Source organism: Mangrovibacterium marinum (assembly GCF_003046625.1).
GTDB classification, from domain to species: domain Bacteria; phylum Bacteroidota; class Bacteroidia; order Bacteroidales; family Prolixibacteraceae; genus Mangrovibacterium; species Mangrovibacterium marinum.
The window spans coordinates 57,735-75,173 of sequence record NZ_QAAD01000007.1 but is presented as its reverse complement, the minus strand read 5'-3'; the positions used below and the strand labels follow the sequence as shown (position 1 = coordinate 75,173).

General features: G+C 47.2%; 15 protein-coding genes. 7 read left to right on the top strand and 8 right to left on the bottom strand.

What is annotated here, in order from left to right:
* Nucleotides 1–54: 54 nt before the first annotated feature.
* The 3 genes from C8N47_RS08365 to C8N47_RS08355 are packed head-to-tail and all read right to left on the bottom strand — an operon-like array spanning nucleotide 55 to nucleotide 4,409.
* Nucleotides 55–2,028 (bottom strand): acetyl/propionyl/methylcrotonyl-CoA carboxylase subunit alpha, encoded by a 1,974-nt coding sequence (locus C8N47_RS08365; RefSeq protein ID WP_107822099.1) that lies wholly within the window; start codon nucleotides 2,026–2,028, stop codon nucleotides 55–57.
* A complete protein-coding gene (locus C8N47_RS08360; protein WP_107822098.1) occupies nucleotides 2,025–2,831 on the bottom strand; it encodes an enoyl-CoA hydratase-related protein in 807 nt (268 codons plus the stop codon). Before C8N47_RS08360 ends, C8N47_RS08365 begins: the two co-directional genes overlap by 4 nt.
* 12 nt (nucleotides 2,832–2,843) lie before the next feature.
* Entirely contained in the window at nucleotides 2,844–4,409 is a 1,566-nt protein-coding gene (locus C8N47_RS08355; RefSeq protein WP_107822097.1) for a carboxyl transferase domain-containing protein, read from the bottom strand.
* A 247-nt stretch (nucleotides 4,410–4,656) separates the two neighbouring features.
* Between C8N47_RS08355 and ygiD the strand changes: the two genes are divergently transcribed.
* Nucleotides 4,657–5,547, top strand: coding sequence for a 4,5-DOPA-extradiol-dioxygenase (gene ygiD / locus C8N47_RS08350; RefSeq protein WP_211316078.1), 891 nt, complete (start codon nucleotides 4,657–4,659; stop codon nucleotides 5,545–5,547).
* Nucleotides 5,548–5,907: 360 nt separating this feature from the next.
* On the opposite strand, the gene C8N47_RS08345 is transcribed toward ygiD, so the two are convergent.
* A complete protein-coding gene (locus C8N47_RS08345; RefSeq protein WP_107822096.1) occupies nucleotides 5,908–6,270 on the bottom strand; it encodes an arsenate reductase family protein in 363 nt (120 codons plus the stop codon).
* A gap of 117 nt (nucleotides 6,271–6,387) precedes the next feature.
* On the opposite strand from C8N47_RS08345, the gene C8N47_RS08340 reads away from it, so the two are divergent.
* Nucleotides 6,388–6,777 (top strand): DUF6122 family protein, encoded by a 390-nt coding sequence (locus tag C8N47_RS08340; protein ID WP_107822095.1) that lies wholly within the window; start codon nucleotides 6,388–6,390, stop codon nucleotides 6,775–6,777.
* A gap of 57 nt (nucleotides 6,778–6,834) precedes the next feature.
* Here the strand turns inward: C8N47_RS08340 and C8N47_RS08335 are convergent, their stop codons facing one another.
* Entirely contained in the window at nucleotides 6,835–8,205 is a 1,371-nt protein-coding gene (locus C8N47_RS08335; protein WP_107822246.1) for a C1 family peptidase, read from the bottom strand.
* Nucleotides 8,206–8,417: 212 nt separating this feature from the next.
* Here C8N47_RS08335 and C8N47_RS08330 point away from each other — a divergent pair, with 212 nt between their 5' ends.
* From C8N47_RS08330 to C8N47_RS08310, 5 genes are all read left to right on the top strand, one after another.
* A complete protein-coding gene (locus tag C8N47_RS08330; RefSeq protein WP_107822094.1) occupies nucleotides 8,418–9,236 on the top strand; it encodes a universal stress protein in 819 nt (272 codons plus the stop codon).
* Nucleotides 9,237–9,679: 443 nt separating this feature from the next.
* Nucleotides 9,680–10,567, top strand: coding sequence for a CsgG/HfaB family protein (locus C8N47_RS08325; RefSeq protein WP_107822093.1), 888 nt, complete (start codon nucleotides 9,680–9,682; stop codon nucleotides 10,565–10,567).
* Between the two features lie 5 nt (nucleotides 10,568–10,572).
* Nucleotides 10,573–10,902, top strand: coding sequence for a hypothetical protein (locus C8N47_RS08320; RefSeq protein ID WP_146161471.1), 330 nt, complete (start codon nucleotides 10,573–10,575; stop codon nucleotides 10,900–10,902).
* A complete protein-coding gene (locus C8N47_RS08315) occupies nucleotides 10,899–11,252 on the top strand; it encodes a DUF4810 domain-containing protein (RefSeq protein WP_107822091.1) in 354 nt (117 codons plus the stop codon). The genes C8N47_RS08320 and C8N47_RS08315 overlap by 4 nt, the downstream gene beginning before the upstream one ends.
* Nucleotides 11,249–11,923 (top strand): GNA1162 family protein, encoded by a 675-nt coding sequence (locus tag C8N47_RS08310; RefSeq protein ID WP_107822090.1) that lies wholly within the window; start codon nucleotides 11,249–11,251, stop codon nucleotides 11,921–11,923. The genes C8N47_RS08315 and C8N47_RS08310 overlap by 4 nt, the downstream gene beginning before the upstream one ends.
* Before the next feature lie 52 nt (nucleotides 11,924–11,975).
* On the opposite strand, the gene C8N47_RS08305 is transcribed toward C8N47_RS08310, so the two are convergent.
* The 3 genes from C8N47_RS08305 to C8N47_RS08295 all read right to left on the bottom strand — a co-directional run bounded on the left by C8N47_RS08305 (nucleotide 11,976) and on the right by C8N47_RS08295 (nucleotide 17,409).
* On the bottom strand, nucleotides 11,976–12,578 hold the full coding sequence (locus C8N47_RS08305; RefSeq protein WP_107822089.1) for an NAD(P)H-dependent oxidoreductase: 603 nt from the start codon (nucleotides 12,576–12,578) through the stop codon (nucleotides 11,976–11,978).
* A gap of 264 nt (nucleotides 12,579–12,842) precedes the next feature.
* Entirely contained in the window at nucleotides 12,843–15,200 is a 2,358-nt protein-coding gene (locus C8N47_RS08300; RefSeq protein ID WP_107822088.1) for a glycoside hydrolase family 127 protein, read from the bottom strand.
* Between the two features lie 22 nt (nucleotides 15,201–15,222).
* Nucleotides 15,223–17,409, bottom strand: a complete 2,187-nt coding sequence (locus tag C8N47_RS08295; protein ID WP_107822087.1) for a glycoside hydrolase family 43 protein — start codon at nucleotides 17,407–17,409, stop codon at nucleotides 15,223–15,225.
* Nucleotides 17,410–17,439: the final 30 nt, after the last annotated feature.

Genomic DNA, 17,439 nt, shown 5'->3' with positions numbered 1-17,439 from the left:
CCTATTCTCACTTTAGTTGTTTGCCACAGGGCAAATATGATGATTGAAACCCGCTTAGGAGCGAGCTTCCAAATCGACTAATATTTCTTTATCCTGAACGATTTTGCCTTTGGTCACGTGAATATTCTTCACCACCGCATCCACCGGACTTTGAATCGTGAATTCCGTCTTCATCGACTCAATAACCAGCAAATTCTGACCTTTGATCAGTTGATCGCCGGGAGACACAAACACGTCAACGACCTTGCCGAACAAATCAGCCACAATACGCGACTGCAACTCGCCGTTCAAGGCGGACGTTTGCCTGTTTAAACTCACCTGACCAGGCACTTGCTTACTCTTCAATTCAAAACGGAAAGTCTGCGACTGGATTTCAGTCAGATTCTCTTTTTCATTCCAAAAGACGTCCTGTTTTTTTCCGTTTAGGTTAAAAGAAACGCAATAATTATTGTAAAGAACATCGCTGACGAAAAGCGGTTCATTTTTGTACTGAAATAAATATCCTTTTTTCTGTTTTCGAACCAGAAGCTGCACTGCCTGGCCGTCAACCTCAATCTCGAAGTTCGGACTTAATCGCCAGTAGCCCAATTCATTTGAACCATCTTCAACACCATAAAAGTGATACAAAATGTATGCGACCGCCGGTACCGCAGGAGAGACTTCCGTTCTGCGAACCTCCAACTGGGCCAACAGCTCAGATAAATTTTGTTCAATATATTTTGTATGAACGGTCATCTTACGGAATGCTTCCTGTTGAACCAAGACTTTCAAAAAAGCCTGGTTGGTTTTAATGCCGCCCAGCAAAAGCAAATCCAGCGAACGACTCATTTCCGCGATCGCCTGCTCGCGAGTTGCGCCGTAAACGATCAGCTTACCAAGCATGCTGTCGTAGGCAGGCGAAAGCTGACATCCTTCCGAAACGAAGCTATCCCAACGCGCCCGTTCCGAGTTTTGCACTGCCGTAATTTTTCCCGATGAAGGAACAAAATGATGTGCCGGGTCTTCGGCGCAAATACGAACTTCGATTGCATGTCCGCAAGCCTGAATGTCATCCTGTGCCAAAGGCAATCCATTTCCGGCGGCGATCTCCAATTGCCATTCCACCAAATCCAAACCGGTGATCATTTCAGTCACCGGATGCTCAACCTGCAGGCGGGTATTCATCTCGAGGAACCAACAGTTTTGCTGCTCATCCACCAAAAACTCAATTGTTCCTGCTCCGCGGTATTCCGATGCTTTTGCAATTGCCAAAGCGTTTTGATGCAGACTGACGCGCGTTTCATCCGACAAGTTCGCGGCAGGCGCTTCTTCCACAACTTTCTGGTAACGGCGCTGCAAGCTGCAATCGCGCTCAAAAAGGTGAACGGCATTTCCGGCTCCATCGCCCATCAGTTGCACTTCCACGTGACGTGCCTGAGGCAAATACTTTTCAACGAACAGCTCGCCATTGGAAAAATACTCCAAAGCCTGACGTTGCGCCTGCTCCAAAGCTGCGGCCAAATCATCAGCCTTACTCACGATCTGCATGCCTTTGCCACCGCCACCGGCAGCAGCTTTCACTAAAACGGGGAAATCAAGTTGCCCGATATTTTCGAGAATTTCGTCAACAGTTCCACGAAGCCCCGGCAAAACCGGCACTCCCAATTTCTTCACAAAATCGATGGCACGGGTTTTCTCGCCCATCAATTTAATCTGTTCAGGAGTTGCGCCAATAAAAGCAATACCGGCCGTTTCAACCAAAGCTGAAAAAGCAGCATTCTCCGATAGGAATCCGTAGCCCGGATGAATAGCATCAGCTCCGGCCTGTTTCGCCAGTTCAACCAATTTCTGTTGATTCAAATAGGTTTCGGCCAACAGGCTTCCTTCCAACAAAAAAGCTTCATCAGCCAAAGCCAGATGAAGCGATTGCGCATCATCCGACGTGTAAACGGCCACCGTGCGAATTCCCAGTCGGCGGGCCGTACGAATGATCCGAACGGCGATTTCGCCCCGGTTGGCAATGAGTATTTTATGAAATCTTCGTCTCAATTCTCGCTAATTTTTAATGCAGACCAGTCGGGTTTTCGTTTTTCGAGGAATGCTCGCAGTCCTTCCTGACCTTCTTCCGATTCAACTAATTCGGCTAACACTGCCGCCGTGTATTCACTGCTATCGGTGTTCACTTCGCCCGAGTCTACTTTTAAAACCAAATTTTTGCAAGCTTTTAATGCGTTCGGAGAAACCTGCTGCAGTTCGGAAATCAATTTATTCACGACTTCCCAACGGCGACCGTCTTCCGCAACAAAATCAACCAAACCGATTGTCTGCGCTTCAGCTGTCCAAATCCGCTCACCCGAGAACATCAGCTTTTTCAGGTTCTGTGTTGAAAGACGTTTGGCGACAAAAGGCAGAATGGTTGCCGGGATAATTCCCAGCTTCACCTCGCCAAAAGCAAACGCGGTCGACTTTTCGGCAACTGCAAAATCGCAGGCGGCCACCAAACCGTTGGCACCGCCCAACACATTTTTGTGCGCCGCAGCAATGGTCACCTTCGGGTAGTTGTATATTTTCTTTAGCAAATCGGCCATCTGCAGATACTCCTGCCAGTTTTCCGACTTTTCTCGGTTCACAGCATTGGCAAACCAACTGATGTCGGCCCCGGCGCAAAACGAGCGTCCTTCGCCGGCAAAAACCACAAAATGCACCTGATCATTTCCCTCCAACTCTTCCAACGCTTCATGCATGTCCGAAATCAACTCCGGATTCAGCGCGTTATGTTGCTTTGGACGATTCAACAAGATGGTCGCCTTGTTGTTATCAATTTGCACGATAATATTTTTAAACTCTTTCATAACCTCCCCTTTTTACATTCTGAACACGCCGTAGCGGGCTTCCCTGATGGGCTGGTTCAAGGTTACACGAAACAGGAAAGCCAACAAATCGCGGGTATCGACAGGATCAAAAATTCCGTCATCCCATAGCCGCGATGAGCTATAATAGGCCGTACTTTCCTCATCGAATTGCTCGATCAGGCTATTGTCCTTGCCGCTTCCACCAATGGTTTGCAACACGCCCGACGCCTGCTCGCCACCCATCACGGCAATACGCGAATGCGGCCACATCAGCAAAAAGTCGGGATCGTAAGCACGCCCTGCCATCGCATAATTACCGGCACCAAAGGAGCCTCCAATCACCAGGGTAATTTTAGGCACCGACGAGTTCGCAACCGCATTGATCAGCTTCGCACCGTCGCGGGCGATACCTTCGTGTTCATATTTTTTACCGACAATAAAACCACTGATGTTCTGCAGGAACAAAAGCGGTATTTGTCGTTGATTGCACAATTGAATAAAGTGGGCTCCTTTGCGGGCGGCCTCTGCTGTCAGGAAACTTTGGTTACCCAAAATGCCAACCGGAATTCCTTTAATGCGGGCAAAACCCGTCAATAAGGTTTTTCCGTATTCGGCTTTAAATTCCTGAAAACTGTCTCCATCGACTAAACGCGTGGCAATTGCCAACACATTAATTGGCTTCTTCAGGTCGGTCGACAAAAAGTCGTACAATTCCTCGGCAGGCTCCGATGGCTCAATCACCTTTTCCAGATCGATCTCCCGCTTTTTCACGCGCGGCAAACCAGAAACCAGATCGCGACATATACGCAAGGCATGCACATCGTCGTCGGCCAAATGGTCAGCAACTCCGGAGATCTTTGTGTGCACATCGCCACCACCCAGATCTTCAGCCGAAACTTCTTCGCCCGTTGCAGCTTTCACTAACGGCGGTCCGCCAATAAAGATTGTGCCTTGGTTGCGAACGATAATGGTTTCGTCGCATATAGCAGGCACATAAGCGCCACCAGCCGTACACGAGCCCATGACAACCGCAATTTGCGGAATGCCTTCAGCCGACAAACGAGCCTGGTTAAAGAACACGCGTCCAAAGTCGAAACGATCAGGGAATACCTGTGCCTGTTCCGGCAAAAAGATTCCGCCCGAGTCAACCAAATAAATGCAGGGCAACTGATTTTGCATTGCAATCTCCTGTGCCCGAATATGTTTTTTGATGGTTTCGCGAATGTAAGTTCCTCCCTTCACGGTTGCATCGTTGGCCACGATCATACACTCGCGCCCGTGCACCATGCCGATACCGGTAACAATTCCGGCTGAAGGAAAAGCATCGCCATATTGCCCGTACGCAGCAAACGATGAGAGTTCGACAAAAGGAGTACGCGGATCAACCAGCAAGTCGATGCGCTCACGAGCCAGCAACTTGCCTCGCTCCCGGTGCTTCCCGACCGCTTTTGCCGAACCATGCGAAGTAACCGCAGCCACTCGCCGATGAAATTCAGCGATCACCGCGAGGTACTCACTCTCCTTCGTATTCGCGTCCGAGACCTCTTCTGTGGAATAATTGTGTTTAATTTTCTCCATGCTCTCTTTAAACAGAAAAAGATTAAAAAATCTCTTATTACGACAAAAAAGCGGGCCATAAGTTCATTCCGAACTTCACTTTTTCCCATTGTTTTCTGTAGCCTAAGCCATCTTTCCGACAAACCTGCAGTCAACGAGACGCAGCAAAGGGCTCACTGGAGAGCTGAATAATCAACGAACATAAATCCGGGATCGCTGTTTTAACTACACGCAATTGTCAGAGATTATTAGCAGATGAAACAGAAGTATGGAACGAAAACATTTTTTGAAAACCCTGTCCTTACTTCCTTTTACCGGAGCAGCGATGAAACTGAATGAGTTCAACAAAATAACATCGTCCTTCGGCAGCACGGAGCTGATGCCCCTGCTGTTTTTGGGACACGGAAGCCCGATGAACGCCATCGAGCAGAATGAGTTTACAGAAGGCTTCCGCAACATCAGTACAAAATTTGAAAAGCCCAAGGCCATTTTGTGTATTTCGGCACATTGGGAAACCCGCGGAACTTTTCTGACAGCGATGGAGCAGCCGGAAACCATTCACGACTTTGGCGGCTTTCCGCAAGCGCTGTACGATGTACAGTACCCGGCCCCCGGTAGCCCGGAACTGGCCAGCGAAGTTCAGCAGCTGATCACGACGACCGATGCCGCCCTGACCGACCAATGGGGCCTCGATCACGGAGCGTGGAGTGTGATCAAACACCTTTACCCGGAAGCGGATATTCCGGTTATTGAAATGAGTATCGACTACACCAAAGGACCGCAATACCATTACAATTTGGGACGGGAACTGGCTGCATTGCGCCGTAAAGGTGTATTGATCATTGGTAGCGGGAACCTGGTGCACAACCTTCGGATGATTGACTGGCAACGCATGAACGACATCGGCTATGGATTCGATTGGGCCGAAGAAGCACGCGCGAAAATGAATGAATGGATTCTTTCGGGAAACCATCAGCCGCTGATTCAATACGAGCAACAGGGAACTGCCTTCAAACTGGCCATCCCCTCGCCCGATCATTATTTGCCCTTACTTTATGTGTTAGGGTTGAAAGGCGATAAAGAAGCGGTTTCACTCTTCAATGACAAAACGATGGCTGGCTCGCTGAGCATGACCTCGGTTTATATTCATAACATCTAAAGGATAAGGCGCAGAAAACTTACAGGATATCTTTAAAGAGCAGGAAAGCTGTGCGGGATTGCTTACAGCCGAGCTAGCCGAACGCTGTCTGTTTTCGTTCTGAATAAAAACATCCTTCAAACAATATTGCCGACCAGGAAAGACGATGAGCCGGCCAGCGAACGACCGAAGTTGCTTTGCGAACGACCGTAGTTGCTCTGCGAACGACCGAAGTTGCTCTGCGAACAGCCGAAGTTGCTCTTCGAACGACCGCAGTTGCTTTGCGAACAACCGCAGTTACTCTGCGAACGACCGCAGTTGCTTTGCGGACAACCACAGTTACTCTGCGAACGACCGCAGTTGCTTTGCGGACAACCACAGTTACTTTGCGAACAACAATGCCGCCTTAATTGCCTCAACGGTTTTCTTTGCATTACCGACGAACAGCTTGCCGCCAATTTCAAAGACAGGGCGCTTCAGAAAGGTATAATCCATCAGCAAGAGCTTTTTATAATCAACATCCTCGCTTACCGGATTTTCGGCCAACACGTCCTTCAACTTGCGGGCGCGTTTGTTGATGAGTTCTTCATAGCTACCGGTATGCTTGTAAAACGCTTCGACTTGCTCCTCAGTCACCGGGTGGAATTTAATATCTTGTTGCTCGAAGCTGTCGTCCACGCCAACCTCTTTCATAATTCGTTTACAGGTATCGCATGTTGACAGAAAATAGACTTTTCGTTGCATTGTTAATTTTGTTTGGTGGCGGGAAGATAGAAAAAACAGCAGAAAGGTTTCGGCGAGAGATTGAATTATTTGGATAACTTGCCAGCTAATTTGAACGCTCAGTCCCAGCAATATTTTATGCAGACATTCATTCACTACTTTTTACACCTGGCATTTCCGGCGTTCATTGCCTGGCTGTTCTTTCGCAAGGAGTGGAAAAGAGTGTATCTCATTTTCCTTTTGACCATGCTGGTCGATCTGGATCATTTGCTGGCCACGCCCATCTTTCAGGCTAACCGATGCAGCATTGGTTTTCATCCTTTGCACTCGTATTATGCCATGGCAGCTTACCTTGTTTTACTGTTTTTCCGAAAGCCATTCAACCTAATTGGTCTCGGGTTGCTGTTTCATTTATTCACCGATTTGGTTGATTGCCTGTTTACTTTCAACCGTTGTCCGGATTGTTTGGTTGGTGCTCCGGCATACAAGCTCATTCAGTGGATTGCCAGGCTTATCGGATTGTGCTAAAAATGGCAAAAGCCGCCCCCGGAGGAACAGCTTTGCCTGTTTTAAATTTTGACCAGCTTAGAACATCGGATCCCAGGGCGGAAGCATCTCAGCTTTCTCGCCGTAAATATCCAACACTTTGGAGCTGATGTATTTTTTATTCACCACAATGCGGAACATGTACTCATCGAACCAGCGATCGGTAAAGGTGAGGTAGCCTTTTTCGCCGGCTTTAGCACCCCAGCTGTTTTCGAACTGCCATTTCAAAGGCTTCTCATCTTTGTCTACTTCTACCGCAACCAGCGCCATGCCGTGGCTCGAACCACTATCTTTGGTTTCAATCCGTTGTGCTTTATTCATGGTAAAGGGCACATCGTACACCGCTTCGTAGTTGAAGTTGTCAACATCCAACAGGCCGAAATCACGGCGCAGCTGTTTGCCCACATCGCAGGATGCGTACATGGCCTCGTTGCTCTTAATCGATTCGATGCAAAATTGTTTAATCACCTCGTTGGGCAAATTCACATAATGCCAGTTTTCACCTTCCTGCACATTGCGGTAGTTTTCCACTTCGTAGTGTTTCCAGTACGGGCGGGTCGGGTCGTTCATCAGCATCACATAATCGCTTAGTTGAATATCGCCCAACACCTCCTTCATGAATGACTTTGGCGTATACATTTTCGCCTCCGACAGATTACCGTCTTTATCCTTGTAACGATACTCGAACTCAACCGGCGGTTCGCCCAGGTTCAATGCCAACATGCGGTAAACGATGCTTAGCATTTCTAGCTTGCGTGCTTCTATCTGCTTTGCACTTTTCCCCTCATTCTTCATATCGCGCAACTCCAGGGCCTGCTCACGCAGTTTGCGTTTCAGCAGCTTGGTCATCCAGCTTGTATTTTCGCTCGAGTAGGTTTCTTCCATCGCCTCGCGGGGCACCATACCGTACTTGTTGGCCAGGTTCACAAAGTTGATCCATTGCCCACCGTCATCGACAGGGGAGCTCAGGTACCAACGCACTTTTTCATCGTCGAAACCACGATCGGCCGTCGCCACAATGTTATTTAGAAAAAGGTTCGCCTTCTCGAACAAATCCCAGAAGTAAAGGTAGTTCTGCGAAAACTCGAACTCGCCCACCTTAAAATGTTCCATTGCCATCGGGCGGAATACATTCAGCGAGGTAAACAGCCAGCAACGTCCCGAGCTTTTCTGATCGGTGATGCCCGACACATTCACGCGATAAGTAAAATAGTGGTCCGTTGTTCCTTCATTTTCCCGACTCCAGGCCAGTTTGGTAACCGGATTCGAGGATAGTGCGTTTTGCATTCCTACCGTGTAATTGTCCTTTACAAAAGTCGATCGGATTGTTTCCAGCTGTTGCTGGTCGATGCTTTGAGCAAAGCCTGCAAAAGGCAGCGCCAGGCCGGCAAGCATGAGCCATTTTTTCATGATCATTCTATTTTCTGTTAATTTTTTCAAAAGAAGCGCTAAAATACGAAATCTGCCGCACCAACAGCCTGATCAAACTCATATTCACCCAAGCCTGCGGCGATGTCAGCTGTTTTAAAACCTATCCAACATTAGCATTATTTATCTTCCTATTTTTTAACTTAACGACATCAAAGGAATTTTTCGTGAACAGATTCAAAAAAAACAGTACTATGCAAACAATTATTATAGCAAGTGATTTTTCGCCGGAAGCCCGAAATGCAACAGATTATATGCTTCCTTTAGCACGGCTCAGAAACTACCGAGTGGTTTTGTTCTCGCTGAAAAACATATCGGTTCATGCGTTAAATGCGCGTTTGCCCGTATTATCGTACGACAGCATGATGCATATCGAAAAGCAAAAGCTTATTCAGGAGGCAGAACAGCTCCAGCTAAAAAGCGATGTGGAAGTGATCCCCTATTTCACATCGGGAATCTTTCTGGATGAACTGCAGCACTGCATCGACGAGTACCAGGCCATTTTGGTTGTCATGGGAATGGCCGGCAAATCGGTCGATCAGGATCTGCTGGGCAATACCACCACAGCGGCTATCAACAAGCTGACAATACCCATTTTAGCCGTTCCGCTAAACGCGAAGTACGAGGGCATCAAAAAAATTCTGTATGCCTGCGATATGGATCGGGGAATATTGAAAAAGCCGCTTGAACAAGTCCGCCTAATGGCCAGCCAGATTAATGCCGAAGTGGAAGTTTTTCATGTTCACAAACAAGTTGACCGGATTGTACATGAGAAGCTTGCCGAACTGGAAAAGTTGAAAAACGATTTCTCGAAGCTTCAAATTTCGTATAAAGATGTCATCTCCAGCGAGGTTGTCGCTTCAATCAAACAGGAAATCCAAACAACAAAGGCCGATTTACTCATCATGGTTCCCTCGCGCCATGGTTTCTGGAGTTCGCTGGTTCATCGCAGTAAAACACGGATGATGGCTTATGGTAGCCATATTCCGCTGCTCTCCATTCCGGTTGGCTAAAGTACAACAGGTCCTTTTCGGCACTGCTGCTGGTTAACAACCCGGAAAACAGCAGCCGTTGCTTTACATACAACAAACTTAACTAAAACCGAAGTTTGCGGGGATGCGGGCTGCCTGACTTATGGGATCTGTTCTTTATTTTCACCCGAACAGAGGAACAAAAAGCCGGCAGAACAGCCCACGAACAGCCTCGACACTACCGGAGATAAAAAGAATTATGAATTTCACTAAACTCAAACATATCATAAACTTATAATTTATATCTTGCAATGCATAAACGTAAACACCCCGTATATTCGGGATATAAAATCAATCGAAAAACAAACAACAACTAAACTTTCACACCCAATAGCGAGGAGTACGATTACCTCCTGATATTTGGTATCAAAAACAACACAACCCCGTAAAACCACATCACATTAATTAACTAAATTCCATTTTTTATGAAAAAAATTTTCTCCCTGTTAATGCTCTTCGCCCTGGTGATCAGCTTTGATTGCTTTGCGCAGGATGAAATGGCATTAAAAAGGAAAGTCGCAATTGGCCGTTTCTCCAATGAAACGCAATATGCCAAGAGTGTTTTTTATGACAAAAACAACGACCCGATGGGCAAACAAGCCAGCGATATCCTATCGACCCGGCTGGCTGCGTCCGAAAAATTTCTCTTAATCGAACGTCAGGACTACGACAAGATTGTGGAAGAGCTAAACACGAGTGGAGGCGTTTCCCAAAACATTGGTGCTGACTACCTGATTATCGGTTCGATTACAGAATACGGCCGCAAAACGATCGGCACTCAGAAAATGTTCTCAAACAGCAAGGAACAAATTGTTGAAGCAGCTGTAAGCTTGCGCCTTGTTGATGTATCGACCGGCATTATTATTTACAGCGGTGAAGCCAAAGGAGAGGCAACCGCAGAAGACCGCCGTGTTATGGGACTGGGAAAAACAGCCGACTTTGACGCCACCTTATCCGACAAGGCGATCTCGGCGGCCATTTCCAAACTGGTTGAAAACATTATCAACAGCTGTATGGATAAACCCTGGAAGGCCTACATTCTGACCGTAGAAGATGGCAGCTTCATCATTTCAGGGGGCCAGTCCCAGGGAATCAAAGAAGGGGATACTTTTGCGGTGATGCAACGAGGAAAAACGGTGAAAAACCCACAAACCGGATTAAACATCGAACTACCCGGAAAAATTGTAGCCTCGATAAAAGTAGACATGACCATGGGAGCAACTCCTCAGGATGAAGTCTCCGTTGCCAGTTTAACCGAAGGTGAAATTGACACCGCTAAACTAGATCAATATTACATCGTTGAGAAAAAATAAACCCTATGAAAAAGCTAATATTCTTTTTTTTCGCAATCATTTCGTTCACAGCATGCGGCCCACATCTTTACAACACCATGTCGGCCGGTAAAGACAACGCCTCGTTCATCGTAGTGGTCACCAATGGACAAAGCTACGCGGATGTTTCCGTTATTGTTGACGGGGAATCGTTTCCTGTGGAAAAGGTATACAAACTAAAACGAATCCGAAAAGCACATCCAATCAGCATAACACCTGGTAAACACGATATAAAAGTGGTTTCCGGTGTCAACACGCTGATCGAAGAAAACATATTTATCGGACTACAAGAAACTAAAAAAATCGTACTGCAATGAAAAAACTAAAGTACCTTTCAACTGCCTTTATTCTGATGCTGACTATTTCGTCGTGCACAACCCAAAAACCTTTATACAATTGGAAAGGCTATGACAATGCTGTATATGCTTATACCAAGAATGCAGATGAAAGCAGCATTGAAGATCTCACTAAAATTTATGACAAATTAATCGAAAAACCGGCAGGAACCCGCAAGACACCGCCTCCGGGCGTTTGTGCTGACTATGGTTATATCCTGATCAAAAAAGGAGATATCGCCAAGGGCAAAGAACTCCTGATTAAAGAAACTGTACTTTATCCTGAATCCAAACCATTTATCGACCGAATTATCAAAAGAATCGAACAATGAAAAAAATCCTATACTTAGCACTTCTTGCCGTTGTTTTTGCAAGCTGCGGCAACAGCAAACTGTTACCAAAATCGGAAGCGTACAGTAATATTTACGAGGAGAAACCGATAGCAATCCTGGTTTTACCGCCGATAAACCGAAGCACAAAAGTTGAGGCCAAGGAATTATTTTACAGCTCACTGGCCGTTCCATTCACGCTAAACGGTTATTATGTGATGCCCCCCTTGCTGTCGATGGACATTTTAAAAGAAGAAAGCGCCTACGATGCAGAGCTGTTCATCAACAATTCGATGAAACCCGTTGGCGAACTTTTTGGTGCTGATGCGGTGCTGTTTACCATCATCCACGATTGGCGAAAAACAGCCATTGCATCCCAAATTAACGTAAACATCGAGTACCTGCTCAAATCAACAAAGACCGATGAAGTTCTCTTCCATCGTACCGGAGATGTTACCTTGAATGTGTCTGTCAATACGGGTACAATACTCGGCAATATGGTTGGCAGCATGCTGGCAACTTCATTAACTAAAGAGATTGTTGTTGCCCGCAACTGTAACATGTACACCATTGGAGACATTCCTGCAGGCAAGTATAGTCCAACCTTTGGACAAGATGGGGAATTGAAAGCTCAACCTGCCGAATTCAAGCAGGTTCTGAAAAATCAATATTAACACGAAAGTCCTTTCATTGAAAAGCCCGGCTCATTTCAGCCGGGCTTTTCTCTTATCGCGAAAAAATAATTTTATCCCGGTCAATCCGTGATTTCCCCTTCACCGAAGGTTGATTGGAATCGTCCGCATGCCGATAGCCCAACGCAACGGCAAACAGGGTTTTGTAATCTTTCATGTTCAAAATACGATCATACGCTGCCGTATCGATTCCCTCCATGGGCGTTGAATCCACCTGTTTGGCAGCACAGGCGCTTAAGAAAAACCCCAAGGCCAAATACACCTGATGTGCCATCCATGCCTTAATTTCAGCTTCCGTTCCGGGTTTAATATTCTTGTTGTAGTAGGCAATCGCACCTTCGGGCAGGTTGTCGGAGATCTGCTTTTCAAACAATTCAATATTATCAATCACGCTAAACACCACAATATGACTGGCATCCCGTACTTTTTCGTCGTTATGAAAAGAACAGGCCGACAGCTCGTTCTTCAGCTCGGGATCGCTGATAAAGGTAAAACGCCAGGGTTGACTGTTGATCGACGAAGGGCTGAGGTGTAAAATGTCCTTCAACTCATTCACCAACGCGTCGGAAAGCTTTTTCGTCGGATCGTATTTTTTAGTAGTGTATCGATCTGCTGCTAATGTATTAAAGTTTGTCATCGCTGCTTATTTTCGTTTGCTTCAAAGCTACAAAAAACAAAGAGGCTGTCTAAAAAGTCTGAAGAGCTTTTTCAATGCTATCAAATTGTAAGTCCGTTCAAGCTACATGACCCCTAAATCCCCTGAAGGGGACTTTAAGCCATCCGGCAGCTGCCGGAGAGGTTGGGAGGGGTAAAATCAACTAGAGCTTTCAATTTGTAAGTCTGAGTTTCTTCTTATCGACTTTTCAGACAGCCTCTTCATTTCAAAACAAACTATTTAAGATTATTTTTTCATCAGTCGCACTTCATAAATTCCGCCGGCAACAGATCCCGGCGCCGCTTCAAACTTCACCCGAAGTTTTCCATCAGCCTTGTCTAGTATCTCCTGCGGAATGTTGTAATCAACAGTGAAGAATTCGAGACCTTTACTTCCATCCAGACTCACATCCGCCAACTTTTCACCGTTGATGCGAATGCTGAAGTTTCGGCCGTTGTCCAGTCCAAAGTACATGATGCGCAGTTTGCCGGCATCGCCAGCTTTATCGTTCAACTGATAACTAAACCAGCCCGTTGCGTCGCGCCAGTGTTTCCCCTGGTTCACGCCCGAGTTGGTATTTTCAGATTGAATAAAATGGTCGGATTCCGGTTGTTGCTCGCCAGGGAACACCAAATCAACGGTCGCTTCGTCCAGCGCTTTTTGGACGGCTTCATCAGCGGCCATTTTTTCTTCCATCGCTTTCAGCTCCGCTTTGCTCACCACTTTAAAATAAACGATGTAGCGCGATTCATGTACACGAAAAAAGGGAATCAACTCCAATGTTTTTTCATCCGACAAGCCGTTCAACCTAAACGTCATCGGCTTCCCGTCGACCGGTTTCATCATTGCCGGCAACTGATCGGCAGAACCAATCACAACCGGCATCTCGTTCAACGGGTATTTTGGCCCGGCTGCAATATGCCCGCCACGGCTATCGTCGGCATACAAACCAACCAGATCCGTTGTATCGGTTTTGGCGGCCAAAACGATTGGGCCGTGCAAAATAGAATAGTAGCTTTCACCGTCGGGCAACTGTTCAACAGTTGTTCGCATAGGCAAAGTCAGTTCTACTTTGTCGCCCTTTTTCCAGTGGCGTCTCAAAGCAACGTATTCTCCGGGCGCTCCGTCAACAGCCACTTGTTCTCCATTTACCGTCACATTCAACGCTCCGGCTTCAACCCATTTCGGATAGCGAACATACAAGGTAAATTCGCTTTTCTTTTTGGGATTGATTGTCAACGTGCTGGTTTCGGCATCCGGAAATTTGGTTTCCTGTGTTAGTTCCAATCCCTTTTCTTGCCAGTCCAGGCTTGAAGGAATGAACAGGTTGACATAGACATCTTCACCCGAATGTGCATAAATCAGCTCGCCATACTTGGTGTGATTTTCCAATCCGGAACCCACGCAGCACCAAAAGCTGGTTTGCGGCTGCGAGTACACCCGGTAATGCCCCGGACGCATCGGCGTGAAGTACACAAAACCGCCGTGATCCGGTTCTTCTGTCGACAAAATGTGATTGTACATCGCCCGCTCGTAGTAATCCATGTATTTCACCTGCGGATCACTCAGGAACAAGTGCTTGGTCAGTTTCAGCATATTGTAGGTGTTGCAGGTTTCCGGTCCCTGTTCACTCTCAATCATCGAGCTGAAATCATCAACCGGGTGAAAATGCTCGCGCACGCTGTTGCCACCAATCGACACCGAGCGTTTGTCCACCACATTCTCCCAGAAGTAACGCGCCGCATCCGCCCACGACTGGTCGCCGTCAACCTCGGCTACTCTTTTAAAACCAATCACTTTCGGGATCTGCGTATTGGCGTGCATGCCCGTCAGCTGATCTTCGTGTTTGATCAACGGATCCAGAATTGCCCGGTGTGAGAACTGTTTAGCGAGCTTCAGGTATTTTTCGTCGCCGGTAATGGCTGCCACGTCGGCAAAAATTTCGTTCAAGCCGCCGTGTTCACTGCGCAGCATCTCCTGAATCTGCTCATCCGACAGGTTTTGCACCAAATGAATTGCCCAGTCGGTCAACCCGATCAGCATTTCTTTGGCTTGCTCACTGCCAGCAAAGGCATAAGCATCGTACAAGCCGGCGTAAATTTTATGAATATTGTAAAGTGGCACCCACTTCTTATTCAAACTGAAAGAACCCGCATCAATCTTGCCTTCCGAAATTTCTTTCCAGATGGCTTTTCCGCCGGGAACGCCCGACAAATAACCATCGCCGTTGGCATCCTGCGCACGCTTCAATTCCGACAACATGTAATCCATGCGGTCTTTCATGCGCTGGTCGCCGGTAGCGGCATACATTTTCGCCAGGGCCGACAAATAATGGCCGCCAATGTGGCCATCGAGTCCGGTATTTTCCCAGTTGCCGTAGTTTTCGGCTTTGGGTTGAAGACCTGCCTCTTTTAAATATGGAGCTAACAGCCGGTCCATATCCAAAGCCAGGATGTAGTCCATGTCGGTCATCATGGCCGTCCGGAACGGGCTGTCGAGCAAACGCACTTCCGATAAAGGAAATACCTCTACCGCCTGCTTCTGTTGGGCGAGCGCACACAGTGGCAACAAGCCTAAAAAGACGATTAATTTTCTAATTTTCATTTCGATTACTTGTTTTTCAGAATTAGTTCACCGGATCAATTCCTTTAAAAGTCGGCTTCACCTCCAGGATATTGCCATCGGCATCAAACTCCAGCTTGTCGATACAAACTTCGCGATGGAAACCGCCACGGCGTCCCATTTTCACGCCATTCGGGTAACTGAAGCGGTGATAAACCAGGTACCACTCATCTTTTCCAGGAATCTGAATGGCCGAATTATGGCCGGTTGCGAAAATGCCGGTTTCGTCGTCGCGCTGAATGACAATGTTGTTTTCGGGAATCGTCAATTTACCCAACGGCGAGTCCGATTTTGCCCAGCGCACTTTGTAATTCGGACTGCGGGTGTCGTCTTCCGACCAGAAGAAATAATAGCTTCCGTCGCGATAAATCACATACGAACCTTCGCGGAAAGTACCATCAATATTCATCTGTTTCAGCGCTTTCATATTGAGGGAGATCATGTCATCGTTTAATTCAGCTGCAGCCATGTAGCCATTTCCCCAGTACAGGTAGGTTTTGTTTGTTTTCGGGTCGGTAAACACATCGGGATCAATCTCCTGCCCGCGGTTCACACCAAGCGTTTTGAAGTCGATTAGTGCTTTTCCGCTGTCCGTGAAAGGACCTGTTGGATTGTCGGCTACAGCCACACCAATCTTTTGGGCAGCCGTGAAATAGTAGAAATATTTGTATTCGCCGTTAATCTTCTTTTCAACAATACACGGCGCCCAGGCATTGCGGTCGGCCCAGCTCACATCTTTGTGCAAGTCGAGAATGATCCCCTCATCGGTCCAGTCAACCAGGTTATCCGACGAGAACACTTTGAAATAATATCCCGACCAATTTTCAAATCCGTCGGTCGTTGGGTAGATGTAGTATTTACCTGTTTTTTCGGAATACAGAATATCAGGGTCGGCATAATAACCGTCCAGCACCGGGTTGTGATCCACCGAAGCCGATACGTTGTAAACTGCCTCCCCTTTGCCTTCAACCGTAATGGTGTACTCAACCGGGCTGTTGGTAAAATCCTGCGGCTCTTCCGGCGCCACCGTTACGCCCGGGAAAGATGTAAACTGCGGGTCGAAAGCTGCCAGATCCGTTCCCCGTTTTACAGGAAGATGAATGGTTTTGGCCTCACCTTTAACATCAATATTCAGCTTTTTCAATTGTGCAGAAGTCGCCTCGATCAACGGATCATCCAAGGTTCCCCATTTCGCAATCAGGCGTTTCAACTCTTTTCCGGTAATCGGCAACACCGTTCCGTGACGCGGGTGAAAGTTCATCGACACCTCTTGGTCAACAACCTCAAAATGCTGCAGATCGCTGCTTTTTGTGAACTGGTAACGCCCGCTGGTGTACACGTCGTACATCAAAACATAGTCATTCGAATTATTCAGTTTGAAAATGCCGGAGCCTTCCACTTTATTGGTTTCGCAATCCACGCGCTCGTCGCTCACCAACTGGTAGCCTTCCGTCAGCTTATCCGAAATTGCCAGCTTGATGCCCGGATTTCCGTCTTCAGCTTTGTGAAAGAGGTAGAATTTACCGTTGAACGGGATAATATCGCCGTCGATACAAGCCTTGGTATTGCTTTCAGTCGGTGGGAAATACAACTGCTTTGGCGCTTCCTCCAAACCGGTAAAATCCGGATTGGCATAGGCATAGTAGATAATATCCGGATTGTCGCCCTGCTTCATGGAAAAATAAACCATGTACTTGCCGGCAGCTTCATCATAAATGGTTTGCGGCGCCCAAACTCGATTGACATCGCTGAATTCATCGGGGAAAGCCTCGGGGATGTTCACCACCGAAGTCTCCCAGTTGATCAGGTCGATTGATTTCATCAGGATCATGGCGTAGTTATTCCAGCCCTGCTCGGTCACATACAAATCGGTAGCGACCATATAAAAGGATTTGCCGTCGGCACCGCGCAAAATATGCGGGTCGCGAACACCGCCGGAGGTGCTGATCTGCTTCGAATCCAGGATGGGTTGATTGTCATTCAGTGCCCGGTAATTGTAACCGTCGGTACTCACCGCAAAATGAATGGCTTCTTCGCCCGGTCCGTTTCCGGTGAAATAAGTGAACAGGTAGGCCGAAAGCTCATCGTCGGCTGACTTTGCCGGTTCGCATGAACTTAGGAACGCCACAAGAACGGCAAAAATGCCAATCCCTTTCAGTGAAAGATATTTCTGTTTTTTAGAAGTATTCATTGTCTCGTATTTCGTTGATTATGCCTCGTT